General features: G+C 60.5%; 24 protein-coding genes. All 24 read right to left on the bottom strand.

Features of this window, described 5'->3' with window-relative positions:
• Nucleotides 1–65: 65 nt before the first annotated feature.
• The 24 genes from flhA to flgB all read right to left on the bottom strand — a co-directional run bounded on the left by flhA (nucleotide 66) and on the right by flgB (nucleotide 20919).
• A complete protein-coding gene (flhA, locus tag HGSM_RS08910; protein WP_019148409.1) occupies nucleotides 66–2126 on the bottom strand; it encodes a flagellar biosynthesis protein FlhA in 2061 nt (686 codons plus the stop codon).
• Nucleotides 2123–3373: an EscU/YscU/HrcU family type III secretion system export apparatus switch protein gene (locus tag HGSM_RS08905; protein WP_081581407.1), complete on the bottom strand. Its 1251-nt coding sequence runs from the start codon at nucleotides 3371–3373 to the stop codon at nucleotides 2123–2125. The genes flhA and HGSM_RS08905 overlap by 4 nt, the downstream gene beginning before the upstream one ends.
• A complete protein-coding gene (locus HGSM_RS08900) occupies nucleotides 3370–4131 on the bottom strand; it encodes a flagellar biosynthetic protein FliR (RefSeq protein ID WP_019148407.1) in 762 nt (253 codons plus the stop codon). Before HGSM_RS08900 ends, HGSM_RS08905 begins: the two co-directional genes overlap by 4 nt.
• Nucleotides 4128–4406 (bottom strand): flagellar biosynthesis protein FliQ, encoded by a 279-nt coding sequence (gene fliQ / locus HGSM_RS08895; RefSeq protein ID WP_019148406.1) that lies wholly within the window; start codon nucleotides 4404–4406, stop codon nucleotides 4128–4130. Before fliQ ends, HGSM_RS08900 begins: the two co-directional genes overlap by 4 nt.
• 4 nt (nucleotides 4407–4410) lie before the next feature.
• Complete coding sequence (gene fliP / locus HGSM_RS08890; protein ID WP_040595018.1) at nucleotides 4411–5274, bottom strand: flagellar type III secretion system pore protein FliP; 864 nt, start codon at nucleotides 5272–5274, stop codon at nucleotides 4411–4413.
• 128 nt (nucleotides 5275–5402) lie between these two features.
• Nucleotides 5403–5957: a flagellar biosynthetic protein FliO gene (locus HGSM_RS08885; protein WP_019148404.1), complete on the bottom strand. Its 555-nt coding sequence runs from the start codon at nucleotides 5955–5957 to the stop codon at nucleotides 5403–5405.
• 106 nt (nucleotides 5958–6063) lie between these two features.
• Nucleotides 6064–6876 (bottom strand): flagellar motor switch protein FliN, encoded by an 813-nt coding sequence (gene fliN / locus HGSM_RS13770; protein WP_019148403.1) that lies wholly within the window; start codon nucleotides 6874–6876, stop codon nucleotides 6064–6066.
• Entirely contained in the window at nucleotides 6873–7808 is a 936-nt protein-coding gene (locus tag HGSM_RS08875; RefSeq protein WP_230197525.1) for a flagellar motor switch protein FliM, read from the bottom strand. Before HGSM_RS08875 ends, fliN begins: the two co-directional genes overlap by 4 nt.
• 145 nt (nucleotides 7809–7953) lie before the next feature.
• Nucleotides 7954–8466 (bottom strand): flagellar basal body-associated FliL family protein, encoded by a 513-nt coding sequence (locus HGSM_RS08870; RefSeq protein ID WP_019148401.1) that lies wholly within the window; start codon nucleotides 8464–8466, stop codon nucleotides 7954–7956.
• 130 nt (nucleotides 8467–8596) lie between these two features.
• Complete coding sequence (locus HGSM_RS08865; RefSeq protein ID WP_019148400.1) at nucleotides 8597–9481, bottom strand: OmpA/MotB family protein; 885 nt, start codon at nucleotides 9479–9481, stop codon at nucleotides 8597–8599.
• A complete protein-coding gene (locus HGSM_RS08860; protein WP_019148399.1) occupies nucleotides 9478–10263 on the bottom strand; it encodes a motility protein A in 786 nt (261 codons plus the stop codon). The genes HGSM_RS08865 and HGSM_RS08860 overlap by 4 nt, the downstream gene beginning before the upstream one ends.
• A 1-nt stretch (nucleotide 10264) precedes the next feature.
• Complete coding sequence (locus HGSM_RS08855) at nucleotides 10265–10528, bottom strand: flagellar FlbD family protein (RefSeq protein WP_019148398.1); 264 nt, start codon at nucleotides 10526–10528, stop codon at nucleotides 10265–10267.
• Between the two features lie 153 nt (nucleotides 10529–10681).
• The gene (locus HGSM_RS08850) at nucleotides 10682–11878 is read right to left on the bottom strand and encodes a flagellar hook protein FlgE (protein ID WP_019148397.1); all 1197 of its coding nucleotides are present in this window, start codon (nucleotides 11876–11878) and stop codon (nucleotides 10682–10684) included.
• A 95-nt stretch (nucleotides 11879–11973) separates the two neighbouring features.
• Nucleotides 11974–12486: a flagellar hook capping FlgD N-terminal domain-containing protein gene (locus tag HGSM_RS08845; RefSeq protein ID WP_019148396.1), complete on the bottom strand. Its 513-nt coding sequence runs from the start codon at nucleotides 12484–12486 to the stop codon at nucleotides 11974–11976.
• Nucleotides 12487–12495: 9 nt separating this feature from the next.
• Nucleotides 12496–13899, bottom strand: a complete 1404-nt coding sequence (locus HGSM_RS08840; protein WP_019148395.1) for a flagellar hook-length control protein FliK — start codon at nucleotides 13897–13899, stop codon at nucleotides 12496–12498.
• Entirely contained in the window at nucleotides 13896–14666 is a 771-nt protein-coding gene (locus HGSM_RS08835) for a C40 family peptidase (RefSeq protein WP_019148394.1), read from the bottom strand. Before HGSM_RS08835 ends, HGSM_RS08840 begins: the two co-directional genes overlap by 4 nt.
• Nucleotides 14656–15093, bottom strand: coding sequence for a hypothetical protein (locus tag HGSM_RS14400; RefSeq protein ID WP_019148393.1), 438 nt, complete (start codon nucleotides 15091–15093; stop codon nucleotides 14656–14658). The genes HGSM_RS08835 and HGSM_RS14400 overlap by 11 nt, the downstream gene beginning before the upstream one ends.
• Complete coding sequence (locus HGSM_RS08825) at nucleotides 15086–16486, bottom strand: FliI/YscN family ATPase (RefSeq protein WP_019148392.1); 1401 nt, start codon at nucleotides 16484–16486, stop codon at nucleotides 15086–15088. The genes HGSM_RS14400 and HGSM_RS08825 overlap by 8 nt, the downstream gene beginning before the upstream one ends.
• Nucleotides 16486–17199 (bottom strand): FliH/SctL family protein, encoded by a 714-nt coding sequence (locus HGSM_RS08820; RefSeq protein WP_154646294.1) that lies wholly within the window; start codon nucleotides 17197–17199, stop codon nucleotides 16486–16488. Before HGSM_RS08820 ends, HGSM_RS08825 begins: the two co-directional genes overlap by 1 nt.
• Complete coding sequence (gene fliG, locus HGSM_RS08815) at nucleotides 17189–18208, bottom strand: flagellar motor switch protein FliG (protein WP_019148390.1); 1020 nt, start codon at nucleotides 18206–18208, stop codon at nucleotides 17189–17191. The genes HGSM_RS08820 and fliG overlap by 11 nt, the downstream gene beginning before the upstream one ends.
• Nucleotides 18208–19800, bottom strand: a complete 1593-nt coding sequence (fliF, locus tag HGSM_RS08810; protein ID WP_019148389.1) for a flagellar basal-body MS-ring/collar protein FliF — start codon at nucleotides 19798–19800, stop codon at nucleotides 18208–18210. The genes fliG and fliF overlap by 1 nt, the downstream gene beginning before the upstream one ends.
• Nucleotides 19800–20177 carry a flagellar hook-basal body complex protein FliE gene (gene fliE / locus HGSM_RS08805; protein ID WP_019148388.1) on the bottom strand — a complete coding sequence of 126 codons (378 nt, stop codon included), beginning with the start codon at nucleotides 20175–20177 and terminating at the stop codon, nucleotides 19800–19802. The genes fliF and fliE overlap by 1 nt, the downstream gene beginning before the upstream one ends.
• Nucleotides 20177–20578 (bottom strand): flagellar basal body rod protein FlgC, encoded by a 402-nt coding sequence (gene flgC / locus HGSM_RS08800; protein WP_019148387.1) that lies wholly within the window; start codon nucleotides 20576–20578, stop codon nucleotides 20177–20179. Before flgC ends, fliE begins: the two co-directional genes overlap by 1 nt.
• Entirely contained in the window at nucleotides 20578–20919 is a 342-nt protein-coding gene (gene flgB, locus HGSM_RS08795; RefSeq protein WP_019148386.1) for a flagellar basal body rod protein FlgB, read from the bottom strand. Before flgB ends, flgC begins: the two co-directional genes overlap by 1 nt.
• Between the last annotated feature and the right edge of the window lie 37 nt (nucleotides 20920–20956).

Below are 20956 nucleotides of genomic sequence, written 5' to 3'. Positions count from 1 at the left end.
CAGCCTACCGGTCCGGGTGAAGTTTGGAAGTCGACAACTTAGCAAATCGGGCAACATGTTTCTGCTCACTCTCCCACCAGCTCAAACTGCCGGATCACTCCTACGCTCTCCACGTTCTGCGCCGCACGCGTGACCTCGGAGTATGACAGAACCACGGCATCCGGGACTTGGAGGGTCAGCGTTCTGCGTAGCGCAAAACGAATCGCCGGTGCACACACGAGCGCGGGCGTGTAGCCCTTCTCCTCACACTGCGTTCGCACGCCCACGTAGTTGCGCAATAGGAGTTCCAGCAGTGCATTTGGCAGGAGGAGTTGGGTTCCTTCTTCCCCCGGCCGCAGAGCCTCAAGAAGGGACTGCTCGAGGCCAGGGTCTAGGGTTACTACTTTGACGGAGCCACCCTTTGCATACGCGGAGACGAGTGCCGGGGAGATGGCAAGACGCGCCGCCTCAATGAGGTGCTCAGGTTGAGTGCTTGACTGGGCGCGCAGAGCGAGCGCCTCGTAGATTCGTGACAAATCACGGATGGAGACGCCCTCTGACAGAAGCCCCGCAAGCACGCGCTGAACTTCTCCCATGGACAGGATGGACGGGATGAGTTCCTCAACCACGCTAGGGTTAACCGCCTTCACTCCCTCAGTCAGCAGGCGCACATCCTCGCGGCTAAGCAACTTGTCGGCATAGGTCGAGATGAGCCAGGATAGGTGCGTGATGAGCACGGAGGCGCGGTCGATGACCGTTGCCCCCGCGAGTTCGGCGGCGAACCGCATTTCTTGGGGCACCCACTTTCCCGCGAGCCCGAACACCGGTTCCACGGTCGCGTCACCTGGCAGCGTGTCAAGGTCGTCCCCAAGCGCAAGCACCCGCCCGAGAGGTAGTTGGCCCCGCGCCATTTCCACTCCAGAGACGCGCAGGGCATACGTGGCTGGTGGCAGTTCCATGGAGTCTCGCGTGCGAACTGGCGGCATGACCATGCCAAGTTCGAGTGCGAGTTTGCGCCTCAGACCCTTAATGCGCGCGAGTAGGTCATCCTCGCTCGAGGTGTTCACCAGATCAACTAGGTCCGTGGAAAGTTGCACCTCAAGAGCGGACACCCGCATGTCCTCGATCAGGCTCTCCGGGGTGTCTTCAGCCGGCGGTCGTTGACGTTCGGAGGCTTCCTTGAGTTGCTCCGCAAGTTTGTCCTTCTTTTCCTGAGCTCCGATCTGTATCGCTGCGATGAGGAGCAGAATACCGATGGCAAAGAACGGGATCTTAGGCATCGATGGGAGGAGGCCCAGCGCCATGATCGCCACACCGGCGATGAGGAGTGCGATTCGAGACTGGGAGAGCTGGTTGCTCGTGCTCGTTCCCATGTCCTCTTCGGTTGCGGAGCGAGTCACGATGATACCGGTCGACACCGACATGAGCAGCGCCGGGATCTGGGTGACCAGCCCGTCACCAACAGAGAGCAGCGAGTAGGTCTCGATTGCGTCAGCGAATCCCATACCGTTTTGTAGAAGGCCGATCGAGATGCCACCCACGAGGTTGATGAGCGTGATTATGATGCCGGCAATGGCATCACCCTTGACGAACTTCGAGGCACCGTCCATCGCACCGTAGAAATCGGCCTCAGCAGCGACTTCGGAGCGTCGTCTACGAGCCTCGTCCTCGGAGATGATCCCCGCGTTGAGGTCAGCATCAATCGCCATTTGCTTACCTGGCATTGCATCCAGGGTGAACCGTGCACCAACCTCGGCCACACGCCCAGCACCGTTCGTGATCACCACAAACTGGATGACAACAAGAATGAAGAAAATGACCAAGCCGATGATGAGCGAGCCACCCACCACAAAGTGGCCGAACGCATTGATAACCTCGCCGGCGTACCCATCGCTCAGGACCAGCCTGGTCGAGGCGATGTTCAACCCCAGTCGGAAGAGCGTGAGCACGAGCAACAATGACGGGAAGATCGAAAACTCGAGCGGCTTCCTCACGTACATCGAAGTCAGCAGAATCACCAGCCCAAGGCTGATGTTGACCACGATCAGGAGGTCCAACAGTGCCGCCGGGAGGGGCACAATCAGCAGCATGACAATCCCGACCACGCCCACGGGCACGCCGAGTTTGCTGAGATCAGTGAGTTTCATGAGTTGTTCCCCTGTGCTGCGTAGTTGTCCGCTGACGCGGAATTTATTGTCGACGATTGTGGTGGCGCCTGCGCACCGCTCCCGCTGAGATCTGATCCGGTGGACGGAACCGGGCCAAGATCGTCGGGAATTTCATACATGTGGGCGGGCACGTCGGTGGGTGCGGACATGACGTGTACCTGCGAGAACGACGAACCTCGCTTGCGCAGGAGCATGACAAAGGCGAGGACCTGCGCCACGGCGGTGAACAGAACCTCCGGGATCTCTTGGTCCAGTTCGCAGGCACCGTACAGGGCACGAGACAGTGGGACATCGGCAACGAGCGGAACCGAGTGTTCCACGGCCTTCTCTCGGATCTTGAATGCGATCAGACCGCTACCCTTAGCCACCAACCTCGGAGCGCCTGTGCCCGCCGTGTACTTGAGGGCAACGGCCACGTGGGTGGGGTTCACCAAGACCACATCGGCCTCTGCGACGTGTGCGATCATTCGGTTGCGGCTCATCGCAAGCTGGCGCGAGCGGCGCTGACCCCTGATGTGTGGGTCGCCCTCGGTGTTCTTGTTCTCGTCACGCACTTCCTTCTTGGTCATGCGGGTCTTTTTGCGGTTCCTCTTCATCACCATGAACACGTCAAGTGCGGCGAGTACGATTCCCGCAGCAACCGAGGTCCACAGGAGCCGATTGATGCCGTACTTGGCGGACTCGATCACAGCTCCCAGGCTCAAGCCGTTCGCTCCCATGAGCGCAGGGACCATCTGTTGCACCACGGTGTAAAGCGCCACTCCGATCACGATGGTCTTCAGTAGCGCTTTGGCCCCGTTCCACAACGCCATGGTGGAGAACATGTTTTTGAGGCCCTTGAGCAGGTTGAACTGCTTGAACTTGGGCTTGATGCGATGCAACGAAGGGTGGAACCCACCCACCGCAACACTCGCCACGATCGCCACCACGAACACAACCAACAGGGTGGGCAGCAGCACCGTTAGCGGGGCTTTGAGCGCCTGCGTGAAGAGTTCCGCGGCACCCTGAGGTGTGGGGTTCTCAATGGTCAAGCTGATTCCTGCCATGTGGTTCATGACCTGTTCGGAGGCCCTTGTGAACGTCACCGGGAGCAAGATAACGGACGCGCCAATCCCGGCCCAGGCACTGAGATCCTGCGACTTCTGCAGTGACCCTTCCTTGCGGACCTCCTTCATCCGCTGAGGAGTGGCCTGTTCGGTGCGTTCCTCGCTCGATTCGTTGCTCAAGAGACCGCACCCGTCAGGACCTTCGAGGCAACAGACAGTAGGGAGTCAACAACACCGGGAAGGGTCAAATACAGGAGCGCGCCGAGCGCCAGCGTCAGGTAGATCTTCAAGGGGAACCCCATCGCAAACGCATTGAGAGCGGGAGCCACGCGGGTTAGCAGTCCCAGCCCCACGTCAGCGAGCAGCAACACGATGAGAAGCGGACCCGCTATCTGTACCGCCACCACAAAGAGTTGCGTGAGCTGAGTAGTTGCCGCATTTCCCATCCCCGCAAGGGAGAAGCCAGTACCCAGCGGGAGCAAATCAAAAGTACGCACCAACCCCGCCAGAATAACCGTGTGGCCGCCCGACGCGAACAGGAGCGCCAGAGTGGTCATCTGGAAGAACTGCCCCAAGGGAGTGTTCTGGGTTTGGTTGAGCGGATCGAACGCCGAGGCCATTGCGAAGCCGCCCATCTGGTCCAGCAGTGAACCCGCAGCGGAAACCGCAATGAGCACCAGGTACACCAGAAAACCCAGAAAGGCGCCTACGACTACCTCAAGAATGATTGCCAACACAAACGGCCCGACTTCAAGATCTCCGCTGGAAACCGGGGTTCCAGACTGGACCGCAAGGGCTATCCCGAGCGCCAACATCATCCGCACTGTCGCCGGGAACGCCTTGTAAGAAAACGGCGGCGCGAGTGTCAGGAACGCAACGAGGCGCACGGATACTAGCATGAGCGCTTGGATCGCTGCGATGTTGAGACCAACTGTCATGCCGGGGACTCAATGAGTTCGGGCAGTCGCTCGAAGAGCATGTGGAAGAACTGCACAGACTCACTCATCATCCAGTTGCCCGCAAACAGAAGCACAAGGGCAACCGCAATCATCTTGGGCACAAAGGAGAGAGTGACCTCCTGCACCTGGGTGATCGACTGCAGCAAGGAAATGGTGAAACCAACAACGAGTGCGGTCAGGAGCACCGGTGCCGCCAGTTTGGCGGCGAGTATGAGCGCCTGGAGACCCAGTTCAAGTACGAGAGAAGTGTCCATCGGTTCAGCTGTAACTTCCCACGAGAGCGGTGATGATGAGCGACCAGCCGTCCACCAGAACGAACAGCAGAATCTTGAACGGAAGAGAGATCATGACGGGAGGTAGCATCATCATTCCCATCGACATGAGCGCCGCAGAAACCACCAGGTCAATAACAAGGAACGGCAAGTAGATAACGAGACCGATGATGAAGGCTGCACGTAGCTCGGAGAGCAGGAACGCGGGAATCAACGTTGACATGCCAAGTTCTGCGGGTGACTCCGGATTTGGCGCATCCGCGGTGCGCAGAAGCAGCGCGATATCGGATTCCCGAGTCTGGCCAAGGATGAACGTGTGGAGTGGCGCCCGAGCGGCCTCCGCCGCGGCAGCTAGGTCGAGGTCCCCTGCCAAGTACGGCTGGACCGCCTCGGAATTAATCTGACCGAGGATCGGTCCCATGATGAACAACGTCAAGATCAGTGCAATGCCTGCCAGAACTTGGTTCGGGGGGATGCCCTGGACACCAAGTGCATTCCTTGACATGGAAAGCACCACAAGGATCTTGGTGAAACTCGTCATCATCAGGAGAAGCGAGGGTGCGACTGAGAGCAGGGTAATTGCGATCAGAACAACGATCGATGTGGATGGAGCCCCGTCCCCGGTCACAGAGAACGTCACGAGGCCGTTTGGATCCACCGGAACAACCGGATCAACAGGTGCAACCGGACCGCCAGGCAATCCAGGGTTGGCAGGGTCGAGCGGGTCAGCGCCGGCCGGCGCGGCAAGTGGGCCCAGGGCTCCAAACAGCGCAACCACGCAGGTGAGCGCGAGGACCGCGGCAAGACCCACAGCGAGCCTCGCGGAACGCGACGCACGTTGAGCAAGCATGAACATACCGCCAGAAGAGAGTGCTTTTCATTCGGATAAGTCCGCAATACAGGCAGCCCTCATGGCAGCCCTGGCTCACGCCGTATTCGGTACAGTCAGATCCATCTGACTGGGTAATGCAGGTTGAGTCAGAGAGAGTCTTCTCGCGCCAAGTGCGCAAGTACCTCGTCGAAGCTCAGCGTTTGGGTGTCGAACTCGTCCCGCGAGGGTGCGAATGCAGGTGCGGTTCCGACGGATGCTTTTCGTGCCGGATCGAGTGGGTGTGACGGCGCGAGATGGGCCGGGCCCGCCCTGAGAATCGCCGCTTCCTCCGGAGCAAAATCAAACGAACCTGAAGGTGAAACCAACCCACGCTTTCCTGCACCTTCTTGTACGTGTGGGGCCTCGTACGAGGTCAGAAGGTCCATTCCGGAATCGCTTAGCCCAAGGACCAACCTCTGAGAATCCACATCAACAACAAAGACAGAAGCCCGACCGCCGAGTTGTTGCTGTGCTACTAGGGACAAGACCGGCGGCGTGCCCTGGTCACGCGATCCTGGACGCGCAAGCGCGATCAGATTGCGGGCAAAGCCACCGGACGCGCGGGAGCCCGACTGACGCGAGCCCGACCGACGGGTTGTCGCGCGGCGGCTCGGGGCCCCACGTGTTCCTGCCGCAGCGGTCTTGTCCAGCCTTGCCAGCACAGCGGGGACTCTTTCGTTCTTCGCCGCTTGTTTTGCCAGCCAAAAAATCAGGCCACTTATGAGGATGAGCGCACAAAGCGCCCGCACGACAAGATCAACCATCGCCCTAGATCAGGCCTTCTGGGTCAATGATTTCCGCAATTCGCAGACCGTACTCTTCGTCGACCACCACGACTTCACCACGGGCAACCAGCTGACCGTTCACCATCAAGTCGGCGAGACTCCCCGCAACGCGGTCAAGCTCTACAATGGTGCCGGGCACGAGTTCCAGGATCTGCTTGACGGGCATCTTGGCCCGGCCGATCTCGGCTGTCAGGGTCATTTCCACGTCATAGAGCATGCGCATCGTATCGAGCCCACCGTTCGATGGCTTGCCTGCACCATGGCTCACGACCGCTGGACCGGAACCGGCTGCGTTCGAGCTAGTAAATGCAGCAACAACTTCCGTTTCATGAACGGCAGCGTCCGCTGCGTCCTGCGTTCCCTGCGCTGCAAGAATCTCGTCAAACACTGGTTTTCCCTCTTCGATCTCTAAGGCGAACTGGCCGATTTCTTCCCCGGCTGCGGTAAGTAAAAACGTGGCTGCTCGGGCGCCAAGCCCCTCAGCGAGATACTGCACCGGGTTGGTAATCCCGGCCCCCAACACTTCGAGTGCATGTTCCATGAGCAAGTACAGCGCGTCTGCGTCGCTAAGTTCCTGATCCATCGCACGCAGTGCTTCAAGCGCTTGCGGCCTCACCCAGGCTTGTGCTCGGGCACTGTTCGATCCGATTCGGCGAGCAGCCACCACAGTCCGCCGACCGTTGCCCGACTCTGCCGTGTGTCGTGGGTTCTGCTCCCGAGTGGCGCGGACCGGTGTGGTGTACGGCAGGGACGCGGCGAACTGCTGGGCGATGGAGTCGACGCTATGTGCGCTCACTGGACTCCCTGCGACTCGGTGGAGACAACCTTGCACGCGAGTTGGCTGCCGGACTTCCCTGGGACTCCGTGGGCAATGATCCGGTCGGCCACCACGACTTCGAGCGGACGCGTTACCTGGTGGTTGAGTCGGATCACCTGCCCCACCTCGAACGCGGCAGCGTCACGGGGGTGGATCGTGAGGGGTTTGAAGCGCACCGCAACATCGGTCGGCACAGCGGCCATCGCACGCTTGATGCGCTCCCCTGCGTTCTGTGCCTCGAGTTCTTCCGCTTGCGTCCGCGCTTCCGCACCTTCGCCAGCTCGCAGCGGGGCGATAAGCGTGTCCGCGGGAATCATGATGGTGGCTTGTGAAGGCGTGCCACCGATCACCATCTCGAAGCGCGCCACGAGGACTGCTTCTTTGGCGGGGACGGCTTGAACAAACTGGGGACTGTACTGGATTGTCCTGATTGAAGGGCTGAACGGGTGGACCGCAGCAAACGCGTACCGCAGGTCGGTCATAGTGTTGCCGAGGAGGTTCACAATGAGGTTGTGTTCGATCTCCGTGAGTTCCCGTTGGCTTTCCTGAACGGCGAGCCCGGGTCCACCCAGCAGGTAGTCAATCCACAGCATCGTGGTCTGGGAGGAGATCTGCACGATCGAGTTGGGGCGCGCTTCCTCAAGGCTCATCAGCACCATGACTGTGTGCGGGTCAAGGCTGTCCACATAGTTGTCGTAGGTGATCAGCTCGAGTCTTTCGAGAGTAATCGCACACAGCACTCGAAGCCGCGACGTGAGCTGCATCGACCATTGACGCGCGTACGTTTCGAACGCCATCTCCAAGGCGCGCGAATGCTCGCGCGCGAGAGTCATTGGCCGCCTGAAGTCGTAGGACTCTGCCTTAAGGGCTGGTGCGTCGGCGCCCACATGCACCCGTGTCTTGCTGCTCACATCCCCCTGATCGTCCAGTCAACCCTGGGAATAAGGGAAAAGTGTAGGTCATTGTCGGGCGGCCTGAGTCGGGGCTGGACTCCCTGCTCAGGCCGCCTCGTGTACCGATCAGAAACGCTCCGTCGGCAGTGTGAAGGCACTGTCGTTACTGCGCCACATAGTCGGTGAAGTACACGTCCATAACCTCACCGTCGAAGAGTTCGTTGAGCTCTTGGGTCAGCTCAGCTCGTAGCGTTTCGCGGTGGTCAGGGTCGAGTACTTTGTCGAACGGTTGTCCCGAGTACAGTCCGATCGCGACGTCGAGTACGCGCGCGTTGTCGATGGGCTCAGCGTCCGTGCTGAGCTGGACGGCAAACCCGAGACGCAGGTAATGGCTGTCGCTCAGGTTCACGTTGATGGACTCGACTGCGTGGATCTCTCCCGCCACCTTTTCCGGTTTCGGCTGTGGGCCGGGATCCCTTGACTTGATCAGGTATAGGGTTGTGCCCGCTCCACCCAACAGCATCAACACGAGCAGCACGATCAGCGCCTTGAGAAGTTTGTTCGACTGTTTGTCCGTGGCTTCCGGCACTTCTGGCTGCTTTGCCGCTTGCTCGCGGCCCTTGTTTGTAATGCCGGTGGGCCGACCCTGGGAAACTACTCGCTGTTCGATCGGCATGTGCCTAACTCCTTAATGTACGTCTGGGTGGCCCGTGGAGTGGTCCCGCGGATGAGTCCCGTGGGAGACCCCGATGGGCAGGTTCGGCTCTGGCTTCTATCTGCGGAGCCGTGGCTCGCGGCCAATGGCTCTAGTCTGCGTCGACCGCGATCTGGGCGATGAGTTCGCGGATACGTTCTGGCTGGTCGGATAGCACCACAACGTCGACCCGCCTGTTCGCGGCGAGCCCTTCTACGGTCTCGTTAGATGCCAATGGTTGGGTGTCGCCAAAACCGGTGGCCGAGATGCGCTCCGCAGGGAAGTCGCCAGGACCCACGTACCGCCGTAGAACTTGAACGGCACGGTCAGCGGACAGTTCCCAGTTGCTTGCATACGCGCTCGATGGGAGGGTGTTGGCGTGACCTTCAACCGCCACCCTGTTGGGTAGTTTGGTGAGCACCGGTGCCGTCGCGTCGATGACCTTGCGTGACATCGCGGTGAGCTCGGCGGTGTCAGCGACAAAGAAGAGTTCATCCGAGACCAAGCCGAGAACGAGCCCCCGCTCGTTGATCCGGTACGTCACGGACCCTGCAAGGCCCTTCTTGGTGAGCCGCGTTTCGATCGTGTCTGCTACCTCTTGGAGATTCTCGTACTCTCCGCGTGCCGCTTCCAAGTCCTGCCGGGTGGGTTCGGTGGAGATTGTCGACGTTTCACCTGCACCCGCTTCATTGTTGCGTAGTGCTGTAACCAGTGAGGAGGTATCTTCCGGGCGGACCAATGGTGCGATCGGGCTGTTCGAATCCATGATGGATGATCCGGTGTGCAAGACGGCTTGCGACGGTCCACCAAACCCTTCCGCGAGTGAGGCCGCAAGTTTCTCAAACTTGTCTTGGTCCACCTGGGACATTGCGTACAGGACGATGAACAGTCCCACGAGCACGGTGAGCATGTCCGCGTAACTGACCAGCCAGCGCTCACTGTCTGAGTGCTCCTCCGGAGCGGGGGCCCTCCTCCTTCGTTTGGACGACGCACTCATGCCGCATCCTTCATCGCGCGCCCAACACTCGAACGGGAGGTACGTGGGATGAGGCTCCGGAGACGTTCCCCAACCGAGCGAGGGTTCGCTCCGGACTGGACTGCCATGAGGCCCTCCAGCACGATCTCCATTTCCTCGCACTCGAGGTTGGACAGGCGCTTGAGTCGGTTGGCGATCGGGAACCACATAACGTTGGCGGAGGCGATGCCCCACAGGGTCGCCACGAATGCGGCGGCAATCATGTGTCCAAGCTCGGAGGGGTCCGCCAGGTTTTCGAGCACGTGGACCAGCGAGACCACCGTTCCGACGATACCGATCGTGGGCGCGTAGCCACCCATGTCCTCGAAGAACTTGTAGGCGACCCTGTCGTCAATCCGCTTGGTGGCGATCTTGTCTTCGAGCATCTCACGCAGGTCGTCGGGATCGGTGCCATCGATCGCTGCACGCAAGCCGTCGCGAAGGAACTCGTTGTCGATCGTGCGGCTGGCTTCCTCGAGCGCGAGCAGACCGTCCCGTCGTGCTTGTTCAGCAAGGGAAACCAAGACGTCCACGGAATCATCAGCGCTCTTAGGCTTGTTGGCGAATGCCCTTGGGACGGCGCGGAACGCGTTGAGACAGTCCCGAACGGTACCTCCTGCAAGCGTGACACCGAAAGTTGCCACGAACACAAGGACCATGGGGGCCGGAAGGAGCACCGACATGGGAGTCGAGCCCTCAAGGAAGATGGCCATGACGATTGCGCCAACAGCCACCACGAACCCAATGATGGTAGCGAGATCCACCTCAGTCTTCTCCCGAGTCGTCCTGAATCAGAGCCAGATGAGTCGAGCCTGTATTCTTGGCTTCGGTGACTGCCTGCTGGGCTCGGGCAATGATGGAAGCCCGGTGGTCATCAATAAGTTCGATGACCTCATGCATTGTCTCGGAGACGATGTACTTCGTGCCGTCCACGAGCGTGAGTATGGTGTCGGGTGCGCTATCAATGCGTTGAATGAGGTCGGGGTTTACCGCAAACCTCTCGCGACTGAGCTTGCTCACTACGATCATGTTCCATCCTTGGCTACTATTGGCGGCCCATCCGTGGGCCACTTATCTGTCCTATCGGCCACTTTGCCGCAGGGATAAGGTTCCTGCTGGTAGTGGCGCAACACGGGGCGAGGCGGGACCATTTGATTCCCACCACGCCCCTAGGTGCAGGTACTAGCGCTTGAGGTTCACCAGTTCCTGGAGCACCTCGTCCGAGGTAGTGATGATGCGGGAGTTCGCTTGAAACCCACGCTGCGCCACAATCAGGTTGGTGAACTCTTGAGACAGGTCCACGTTGGACATCTCGAGCGCTCCACCCACGAGAGTTCCTCGGCCGCCATCACCAGCAACGCCAATCTGCGCTTCGCCGGAGTTCACCGAAGCGTTGAACAGCGAGCCGCCCACCTTCTCTAGGCCTGAAGGGTTGTCAAAGTTCGCGGTTGCGATTCGGCCAATCTGTTCCTTGACGCCGTTGGAAAAAGCGCCCATGATCGTGCCGTCGTTCGAGATGGCGAAGGACTGGAGGGTGCCCGCCTGCTGTCCGTTCTTCTGTGCGATTGCAAGTGAGTTGATTTCAGCGAAGCCGCTGATCTGCCCAAGATTGATGTCGATTCCGTTGACGTTGAGCGCCCCTGGAGTCGTCAGGGCACCGTTCGTGTCGAACGTCAGTGTGGTAGTTGCCGGGTTGGCCAAGTTTGGGTCCTGCGCGCTGACAGTCCAGTTCTGGCCCGTGCTGCCTGCGTCGGTCGACTTAGTGAACGTGAGAGTGACTACGCGGGCATTCCCCAGCGTGTCGTAAACCTCGACATCACGGTCGAGGACGGTCCCAGCTTCCGCATCGGCAGGTAGGTTCCCGTCGAAGGACATGGACGTGGTGGCGCGGGCGCCGGAGAGCGTGGTCGTGGGGAGCTGGAGCGGCGCCAGCACTCCGTTGGTGTTGACCACTCCGTTCTGGGCGCCCCAGCCCATGACGTAGCTACCGTCAGCCGAGACGAGGTTTCCGTTCGCGTCGAAGTCGAACGCACCGGCGCGGGTGTAGTACTGCTGACCACCGTTTTCCACCACGAAGAACCCATCGCCGTTGATCATCATGTCTGTGGCCCGTCCGGTCGTTTGACGCGCTCCGGTAGAGAAGTTCGTGGTGATTGCGGAGACTTGGACACCCAGTCCAACCTGGGCTGGGTTGGTTCCACCGCGTCCTGTGGCCGGCGCACCAGTCTGCGTGAGCATCTGGCTAAGGGTGTCAGTGAACTGGGTTTGTGAAGCTTTGAACCCCGAGGTGTTGACGTTTGCGATGTTGTTGCCCGTCACGTCCAGCATTGTCTGGTGCGCGCGCATGCCGGAGATTCCGGAAAAGAGTGTTCGAAGCATTGTGTTCTCCCTAGTTGCTTGGTTCTGGGCCAGCGAGCGTGTGGCCTACACGATGTCTGGATACGATGTGGTGGCTGCTAGATGTGTGTGGGCGATTAGGCAGCGGGATCCGCGTCGGCCCCGTTAGCCCCACCTGCAGGAAGTTGATCAGGAGTTCCACCGGACTCCATGCCCGAATCGGATCCAAGGGTTTGGTCAGTTACCGAGGCCACAGCGTCGAGGGGAATCGACTCACCGTCGACTTCGACAGTGGGAACGGCGCCTTCGTACTTGACCGAGCTAACCTTTCCGGTGATCGTCTGCCCGTCGGCATTGACGTAAGTCACGGTGCGTCCGAGCAGAGCTGCCGCGGTGTCACGCATGGTCAGAGCAAAACTCTCCTGCACCACCGTGGACAGCGAGGTGAGTTGCTCCATGGTGGCGAGTCCAGTGGTTTGAGCCATCATTTCGCTCGTGTCCATTGGCGCGGTGGGGTCTTGGTACTTCAGTTGCGCGACGAGGAGATTCAGGAACATCTCCGAGTCCATCTGGTTCTTGGGCGCGCGCCCGGCGTGGGCAGTTGCGTCGTTTGCGGTATACACGCCGAGAGCGGCGGGGTCGATGCTCATGAGGTTCTCCTAGGCAAGGTAGTCGACGTGCCGGTCGGGGCTCGGCGTGTGGTTCTTTGTAGCTGTGTGCTCGGGCACGTGGTGCGGTCCCTCGGTGTGGGAGTACCGGCTTCTCTGGCCATTCGGGGCTTCTTTCCCCTGCGGCTGGTCTTGGCTGTTCTGCGCAAACTCAGTCGAACCGTTGCTGGTGCCCTGACCACTGGAACTCGAGTGCGAGACAGTGAGTTGAGTGGGTAAGCCAGCCCCCGCGACATCCCGCTTGAGTTCGGGCAGGATCGCTCGAAGGGCGTCCCGCACAAGATCGGTGGCGCCCACTAGTTCGATGCGCAATCCACTCGCCGATACGTGCGCCTTGATATTGACTGGACCTAAGTTCTCGGGTGTGACACTGACTGTCAGCGTGTGCTCGCCCGCACTGGCGGAGCGTAGCGTCAGGAGTGGGCCGCGTAACTGCGCAGTAAACGATTCACCATGTGTGGCCAGTACCTGCGCCACGCACGGGCTGGCCACTTCAGTGGCCGCCCCACTCGGTCCAATGATTTTCGACGATTGTGCCGCCACCAGAGCCGTCTCACTTTGGGTGGGCCCCTGTGACGTAGTGACGGTCCCTTCCGTGGCGAGCACTGTAGCTGCTGCTGGGACCGTGGTCGTCTGATCGCCGGAAGCCGGACCAACTGCGGTGAGTGTAGCGGCGCCCTGCGCGAGTGTTGTGCTCGCGGCAGGGAGTGCATCGAGGTTGGCCACAGGCTGACCGGCTCCGAGATCCGATGCAGGGCTGAGTGCAGCCGCTCGAGGTAACTCCCCTTCTGGCTGGGCGACTGCTTGCCACAGAGTGCCCAACAGATAGGAGTTGAATCCTAATCCTTGGGACCCTGTATGGGCGGGGTTCGCGTCCACTGCCCGTTGGATCTCGTTCGGGTAGCCGACGGCTTCGCCGGCGCATCCAGCCACCGGTACTGCGGTGGACTCGGACTCGTTGAGAGTTGTGGACTGTGCGGATAGCAAGGTGGGGCCCTGCGCGGTTCCCCTGTCAGGTACCTGCGCTGTCGAAGTTTTCTCGGTAGGTGTCGTATCGGCCAGTCCGGTAACAAGGACACTGTCCGCCAGACTTGTCTCTTCACGGACACGGTGGAGTGGACTTACGGGTAACAGGGAAGAATCACCCATGTCCCCCTCCACTCGCTCTCCGGGCTCTAATGACTCGCCCGTGTGCTCATGTTCCCGTGGAGCATCCTTCGGTGAACTCTCGGTTCCGGATACGTCCAAGGAATCAGAGGCATCACCCGAAGCGATGTCCGTGTGGTGTGTGAGCTCTCCCCCAAGCACTTCATCAAAGCCGCTGCTTGAGGCGGCCTGCTGCGGCGTGCTGGGACGAGGCGCGTAGTGGCCAATCAGGCCCTGGACCGCGGTCATGCCACGAGTCCGCTCAGCGAGCCAGAAGTAAGTAGGCTAAACGCTGCGCGCTGGAGGTCAGTTGTCCCAGAGCTGGCTGGCCCAGCCGATAGTTCACGCTGCGCCGACTGCTCTGCGGGAATCACTCTGCGGATTGCTGTCGGGGTCTCGTACACGTCACGGAGTCGAACGGAATCTCCCGGCTTAGGAGCATCGATCATCTTTCCGTCACCGGCGTAGATTCCGATGTGCTTGCCGTTCTTGAACACCACGAGGTCTCCGGGTACTGCATCCTTGAGGCTCGCCACAGGAGTGCCCTGACGCATCTGGTCCCGAGCCACTCGGGGCATCTCAATCCCGAACTTTGCCAGCACGTTCTTGACCAGCCCTGAACAGTCCACCCCTGAGCGAGTGTTGCCGCCCCATGAGTAGGGCGTACCAATCCAGGTTCGTGCTTCGTCCACGATTTTCTGCCCCAGGTTGTCGCGAGAACCTCCGTTCAGCATCCCCAGTTCCTGTGTCCCGTCCGCGCGGAGGTTCCCCATCTGATTCAGGGAGCTGACTAAGGCGTCAAAGGACGTACCCGTCGTCCTGTTCTGGGAGCCGGGTCCTGTACTTGCAGCACCGAGTGTGCCCAGAAGTTGGTTCGCTAGTGCGGCAGTGCCTTGGGGCGTCGCTGACTGCGGAGACAATCCACCCTGGGTCGTGTGCAAGGACGCCCCCGTAAGCACGGTGTGCAGGCTCGACTCAATTGCGGAGATCCGTGCGATCGCACCATCAAAGCTCATTATTCAACTCCTTTGTTGCGTGCGTGCGTGCCGCAACCTCGTCGAGATCGGCAGCCTCTTCCTTCTCCTTGAGCGCCGCGGCGCGAGCAGTGAAGTCTTCCTCAAGCTTTTCCAAGACAGCGACTTCCCGGTGAGCGTTTTCAAGGTGCGCCACGCTGACTTCGCGATCGTTCTGCGCTACCTGAGCCACGGAGAGAGCGTCGCTCAAAACAGATCCTCCGGCCATGCGTGAGGCTACGAGAGACGCCCACACCCCCTGCGTATGGGCCCCTGAGAGTGACGTACCAAGGAACTCGGCCTCCGCCTTTGTAGCCTTTGCTTCAGCCTGCTGAGCGCGACGAGTGGCAAGCGCTAGGTCAGCTGCGGCTTGATCCTCCCGGATCCTTTTGAGCCTTAGAAGCCTGGCCAACGGATATGACTTAGACACTGATTCCCCCTGAATCGACGTTGTCCTTGTGTGTATGGTTTTCCAACGACGCCACGATCTGCCGCGCGGTACCCCATGCTTCATCAAAGCCAGTGACCTGCGTGACGGATTGCCGCAGGAATGCACTGATCTCGCTGTGCAGGGCGATCGCGGCATCAGCCTCAGGATTGACACCCTGCACGTAGGCCCCCACATCAAGAAGGTCTTGAACTTCGGCACGCGCCGCCATGAACCGGCGCAGTTGCAGAGCGGCGTGCCGATAGTCATCACCCAAGACCTTGGACGCCACGCGCGAGATCGACGCCAGGGCGTCTACGGCGGGGAAATGCCCTTTCACCGCGAGCGACCGGTCGAGCACTACGTGCCCGTCCAGGATGGAACGCGCTGCATCCGCAACGGGCTCATTATGGTCGTCGCCGTCCACCAACACCGTGTAGATACCGGTCACAGATCCGTGTTCGCCGTTCCCCGCCTGCTCTAGAAGCTGAGCGAGGATCGCGAACGTCGATGGCGGGTAGCCACGGGTTGCCGGTGGCTCCCCGACTGACAGCCCGATCTCACGCTGAGCCATGGCCACTCGCGTGAGCGAGTCCATCATCAGCACAGAGTCAGTCCCGGAGCTTCGGAACTGACTCGCAATGGCGGTGGCCACAAACGCCGACCGAACTCGCACGAGTGCCGGCTGGTCAGACGTGGCCACCACGACAACTGAACGAGCCAGCCCTTCGGGACCAAGATCGTCGTCAATGAACTCCCGCACCTCACGACCACGTTCGCCCACCAGCGCAACCACTGACACGGCCGCATCGGTGCCACGCGCAATCATGGACAGGAGCGTGGACTTGCCCACGCCGGAACCCGCGAACAGTCCCATGCGTTGACCTCGGCCGAGAGTTATCAGTGTGTCGAGCACGCGCACGGATGTGGCCAAGGGCCGGGAAATCCGAGCCCGCGTCAGCGGGTGAGGGACCTCATTCGTGAGGGGCACGTAGGTGACCCGGGTGAGCGGACCCTTGCCATCAATCGGGCGGCCAAGGCCATCCAGCACCCGACCCAGCAAACCCGGACCGCTCGGAACAAGCAGCGGACCTCCCGTGTGAATCACGGCGTCCCCCTGGGAAAGCCCAGCGGTACCGGTCAGCGGCATGCAGCGCGCTACTCCCTGATCAACGGCCACGACCTCCACGAGAGTGTGATCCGTTGGATCAGTTGCGACCGCACTGTCTGCTGGAACTGAAGCGGTACGTGCGGACGTGGCGTGAGCGATCCGAAGTACATCACCCACAGCGCATTCGAGGCCCACAACATCGACACTCAAACCCACAGCGCGTAGCACCGAACCCACGCGAATAGGCGCGCTCGCCTCGAGCACCGCATCCCACCGAGCGCTCATCAAGCACCACCCGCTAGGGCCGCGCGCGCACGAGCGAAAGCGGAGTCGATCGAGGCTTCAACGTAACCATCGGGGTAGTGCGCGCTGGCGGAGCCGCGAGCCACTGTTGGGTCTGGAACAACAATAAAACCGCAGTGAGCCGCCTGGGCGCCGTCACCGCTAAGTGACTGCGCACCTGGCACCAGTGGTGGCTTGCCCACCACATGCGCACAGTGCTCCAGGTGACCTTCGATTTCGTGCGCGTCTGACGGGTTCATCAACACCCGCACTACTGGTGAACTGGGCGCCTGGGCAAGTGCTCGACGAAGTGCGCCCAACGCACCCCAGCTCACATCAGGCAGCTCAAGACTTGGCTCCGGCAGTGAACACGAAACGAGTTGCGCCGCTAACTCCACCGCATGCTCAAGAAGCATGGTGTTCAGCGTGCTCAATGACTCCTGGCTAAGCCCCCGCACTGCGGTCGTCGCTTGTGCGAGGGCCGCCAACGCTTGGGCGGCGTTCTGGCGCGCGGACGCGTTGAGTTCAGCTGACTGCTGAGCAAACCGTTCTCGGTCGAGGCGTGCCTGCTCAGCAGCCTTCGCGGCCCCAGCGGCGAAGCCTTCGCTGTACCCAAGCACCCGCGCCCGCTCAAACTCTCGCTCTCGCCCCTCGGGCGCGATGGTCTCGAACTTCGACGCGGCGAAAGGCTGCGCCACCACAGAACTACGAGACATACTCGTCTTCGCCCTCACGCCGCACAGTGATCTGGCCAGACTCTTCAAGCCGGCGGATGACCTGGACGATCCCCGACCGCGCCTCTTCCACCTGGGACATGCGCACTGCGCCGAGCAGGTCGATCTCTTCCGCTAGGTTCTCCCGAGCGCGCTCGGAGAGGTTGCGCATGACAGCGTTCTTCTCCGCCTCGCCCGACCCCTTCAATGCAAGTGCCAGAGCGTTCGTTTCCACCCCACGAAGCACCAATTGAAGGGCACGATCTTCAAGCAGCACGATGTCCGCAAACACGAACATGCGCGAGCGAACCTCGTCCGCGAGTTCGGGATCCAACTCTCCCAGACCCGCCAGGATGAGCTTCTCCGTGCTTGGATCTGCCCGGTTGATGATCTCGACGAGGGGTGCCACGCCACCAACGGCCGAGGTTTCCCGCGGAGTCAGAACAGCGGTTGCCTTGCGGTTGAGGGCCTCCGCCACAACCGTGACCACGTCTGGAGCGGCCCGCTCCATGAGAGCAATGCGGTGTGCGACCTCGCCCTGCTGCTCCGGCGAAAGTCCTGCCAGAATCGCAGAGGCGTGCTCGGGTCGCAGGTGTGCGAGTACGAGCGCCATGGTTTGAGGATGTTCCCCCGACAGCAGAGCCAGAACCTGCCGGGCATCCGCCTGCTGAAGAAACTCGAACGGCTGTCCCGCAAGGGAAGTCGCAAGCTTGTCCAGCACCTCATCGGCGCGGTCGGAGCCGAAGGAACTCTCAAGGAGCTGCTGGGCAAAGCCCCGCCCACCCGCAGGAATGTGGCTCGATATACCGGTTGCGAGTGCATGAAACTCATCCATGGCGAGGTGCGCGACGTTTCGGTCGACGCGCTCCATCCGGACGATCTCAGCGGTGATTTCCTCAATCTCGCTGTCGTTCAACTCGCTGAGCACTCGGGCTGCGCGCTCGCGACCGAGCTGCATCAAAACGAGTGCTGCTTTTTGGGTGCCCGTGAGTTGTATTGTGTCCACGGTCATCAGCGCCCGACCTCCATGAGTTCGCGCAGGTGGTTGGCGACTTGCGCGGGATCTTGGTCCGCAAGGACCACAACATCCTGGCGCTTGCGTTCGGCGGCTTGCTCTACAAGGTCCGCGCTCGTGGGTAGTTCTGGAATCTCCGGCATTTCAATCTCATTGAGCAGCGTCACTGCATCAAAGGGTTCCGTGTCAAACGTTCCGGGCGCTCCGATCTCGTTGATGAGTTCGCCGTCCACCGTCTGCTCGGCCGCTCGGCGCCGCTTCCTGCGCACAGCGAATACGATGAACGCCACAAGAATGAGAACCGCAATCGCAATGTTTCGGTACATCTCGTTTTTGGCTGCGACCTGTGCTTGAGCATCAGCCTGGGCAAGCGCCTCCTGGGCGGCAAGGGCCGCCGTGTCATCAAATGCGAGTCTCGTGACCAGAACCGTGTCACCTCGCTTCGCGTCAATTCCGGCGGCACTAGCCACCATGTCTTCAACGTCCTGCATGTTGAGAGACTGAGCGGCCGCAGCACTGACGGCAACGGAGACCGACTGCCGCCGAACCGTACCCGGCGCGGTCTTTGTGTGTTCGGTGATCTTGTCCACCGAGTTGGCCTTCTCCACCGCAGTGTTGGTATAGCGACCGTTGCTGTCGCCGTTAGGGACTGCAATGTTGTCAGGCCCGAGCACACCGGTCGCGTTCGAACCTGTTCCGGTGTACTCCTCAGAGGTGGTGCGTTCGGTCAGCGGAAGAGCATCCTTATCGGACTCGAACTTCTCGCTGGTGCGTTCGGTTGCATCAAAGTCGAGATCGGCTGTCACGGACACGACCGCATTACCCGGGCCCACAATACGGTCAAGCATTGCCTGAATGTTGCTCTGCACCCGGCCTTCGTATTCGGCGGTCTGCTTGTTCGAGGAGGCATTCTTTATCCCGCCCTCCGCGCTGAGCACTGCGCCAGATGCGTCAACCACGGAAACACCCTGCGGATCCATCCCCGGCACCGAGGAAGAAACAAACTGGACCATTGCCTGGACCTGGTCGTCGGAGAAGGTCGATCCACCCTTCGCCTTCACGAACACTGACGCGCTGGGATCAGGGGTCTGTGACACAAACACTGACTCCTCGGGTAGAGCCAACTGGACAGTCGCGGTCTCCACGCCAGCCATCGCACTCAGCGTTGAGGCCAGTTCACCCTCAAGCGCACGCTTGTAGGTGACAGTCTGTTGGAAGGACGAAGCGGTAAGACCCATGCCGTCAAGCAGGGAGTACCCAGATTCCTCGGTGGGAGTCAGCCCTGACGCAGCAATCTTTAGACGCTGCTCGTATACCTGATCCGCAGGAACAAGGACTGTGGCTCCACCGTTAGTGAGTTCATACGGAACCCCATTCGCGCCGAGCTGCTCAACGATCGCAGAGGCGTCCGCTGGGGCGAGATCGGAGTACAGTGCACGCATTTGCGGCGTGGAAATCCAACTTGCAACGGCCACTATCGCTACGACAAGGAGCGCGAGCCCGATGAGCGCGATGGTCCTTTGGGCGACTGTAAATGCACGCACCATCGCAAGAAGCTTGGCAAAAGCCGATGTGATCTGCTGCGGCATTACGACTGCATCCTCATGATCTCGGTGAATGCGTCAACTGCCTTGTTGCGAACTGCTGCGGTCAGTTCAAGGGTGACCTTTGCTTCCGTTGCGGCAACCGTGTAGTCGTGAATATCGTCTAGATCGCCGGTCACTGCGCGCAGCGCTAGGTCCGCGGACTTGTCCTGGAGTTCCTGCAGGTTGCTCACTGCTGAGACCAGCTTGTCGGAGAAGGCAGAGGCTGAGCCGAGTTTGCCTCCGCCCGCCACAGAGACCTCCGAGGCATATCCCGACGGGGCAACCGACGTCCCGTTTTGTGCGGCGGTCATCCACGGCGTGCCGGAAACCGCTCCAGCGTGGGCAAGCCCACCCACTGCTTGGACATCAAAAGGAGGCATTAGTTTTGTCCAATCGTGATGGCTTGCTCATACGAGGCGCGTGCTCGTTCAATGACTGCGGCGTTCGCTTGATACCCGCGCTGGGCCATGATGAGTTGAGTCATTTGGGAGGACATGTCGATATCCGGGTACTTCACGTACCCGTCTGCGTTTGCAAGTGGATGGTCCGGCTCGTACACGATCCGGCCCTCCGCGTTGCCTTCGACGATTCCGCTTACCTGCACGCCCTTGTTTTCGGTTCCAGTTCCCATGGCTTGGGCCATCACGTACTTAGCTGCAAAAGCGTCCTCATCGGCGCTCGTCACGGTGTTGACGTTGGCGATGTTGTCCGAGATCGCGTCTAGCCATTTGCGGTGGACGGTCATTCCCGTTGAGGCGATCCCTATTGCGTCAAAGGTCATCAGTTCGACCTCATGGCAATGCGAAGGGACGAGTACGTGGAGTCGACTGCCCGCAGAGCAACCTGGTAGCGCAGGCCCGTGTCAATGTTGAGGAGGGTCTCGGACTCAAGATTGACGTTGTTTCCGTCGAGCCGCGTTGGCTCGAGCGACGAAGCGCTCGTGGCTTTCACTGCCCCGTTACCGCGCGCGACCTGCTTGCTCAGTTGTTCTTCAAAGCTGACGCGGGTCGCATGGAAGTTGGGTGTGTTGACGTTGGCCACGTTGTTTGCAATGGCACGCTGGCGCAGAGCCAGCCCGTCAAGCGCGCTATTAAGTGCCACATAGGTCACCGAATTGAACACAGGATTCCTCGGGAAATTGAAGACAAGGCCGATCCAT

Origin of the sequence: Timonella senegalensis JC301, assembly GCF_000312125.1 — a bacterium.
GTDB classification, from domain to species: domain Bacteria; phylum Actinomycetota; class Actinomycetes; order Actinomycetales; family Cellulomonadaceae; genus Timonella; species Timonella senegalensis.
Note: the sequence above shows the minus strand (reverse complement) of the source record. Positions and strands in the feature narration are given on the sequence as shown.

Bases quoted from the DNA above. Each gene is read 5' to 3' on its own strand.
- flhA (WP_019148409.1), bottom strand. From the start codon at position 2,126: ATGAAACTCACTGATCTCAGCAAACTCGGCGTGCCCGTGGGCGTGGTC.
- HGSM_RS08900 (WP_019148407.1), bottom strand. From the start codon at position 4,131: ATGACAGTTGGTCTCAACATCGCAGCGATCCAAGCGCTCATGCTAGTA.
- fliQ (WP_019148406.1), bottom strand. From the start codon at position 4,406: ATGGACACTTCTCTCGTACTTGAACTGGGTCTCCAGGCGCTCATACTC.
- fliP (WP_040595018.1), bottom strand. From the start codon at position 5,274: ATGCTTGCTCAACGTGCGTCGCGTTCCGCGAGGCTCGCTGTGGGTCTT.
- HGSM_RS08870 (WP_019148401.1), bottom strand. From the start codon at position 8,466: ATGCCGATCGAACAGCGAGTAGTTTCCCAGGGTCGGCCCACCGGCATT.
- HGSM_RS08865 (WP_019148400.1), bottom strand. From the start codon at position 9,481: ATGAGTGCGTCGTCCAAACGAAGGAGGAGGGCCCCCGCTCCGGAGGAG.
- HGSM_RS08855 (WP_019148398.1), bottom strand. From the start codon at position 10,528: ATGATCGTAGTGAGCAAGCTCAGTCGCGAGAGGTTTGCGGTAAACCCC.
- HGSM_RS08850 (WP_019148397.1), bottom strand. From the start codon at position 11,878: ATGCTTCGAACACTCTTTTCCGGAATCTCCGGCATGCGCGCGCACCAG.
- HGSM_RS08845 (WP_019148396.1), bottom strand. From the start codon at position 12,486: ATGAGCATCGACCCCGCCGCTCTCGGCGTGTATACCGCAAACGACGCA.
- HGSM_RS08840 (WP_019148395.1), bottom strand. From the start codon at position 13,899: ATGACCGCGGTCCAGGGCCTGATTGGCCACTACGCGCCTCGTCCCAGC.
- HGSM_RS08835 (WP_019148394.1), bottom strand. From the start codon at position 14,666: ATGAGCTTTGATGGTGCGATCGCACGGATCTCCGCAATTGAGTCGAGC.
- HGSM_RS08825 (WP_019148392.1), bottom strand. From the start codon at position 16,486: ATGAGCGCTCGGTGGGATGCGGTGCTCGAGGCGAGCGCGCCTATTCGC.
- HGSM_RS08820 (WP_154646294.1), bottom strand. From the start codon at position 17,199: ATGTCTCGTAGTTCTGTGGTGGCGCAGCCTTTCGCCGCGTCGAAGTTC.
- fliG (WP_019148390.1), bottom strand. From the start codon at position 18,208: ATGACCGTGGACACAATACAACTCACGGGCACCCAAAAAGCAGCACTC.
- fliF (WP_019148389.1), bottom strand. From the start codon at position 19,800: ATGCCGCAGCAGATCACATCGGCTTTTGCCAAGCTTCTTGCGATGGTG.
- fliE (WP_019148388.1), bottom strand. From the start codon at position 20,177: ATGCCTCCTTTTGATGTCCAAGCAGTGGGTGGGCTTGCCCACGCTGGA.
- flgC (WP_019148387.1), bottom strand. From the start codon at position 20,578: ATGACCTTTGACGCAATAGGGATCGCCTCAACGGGAATGACCGTCCAC.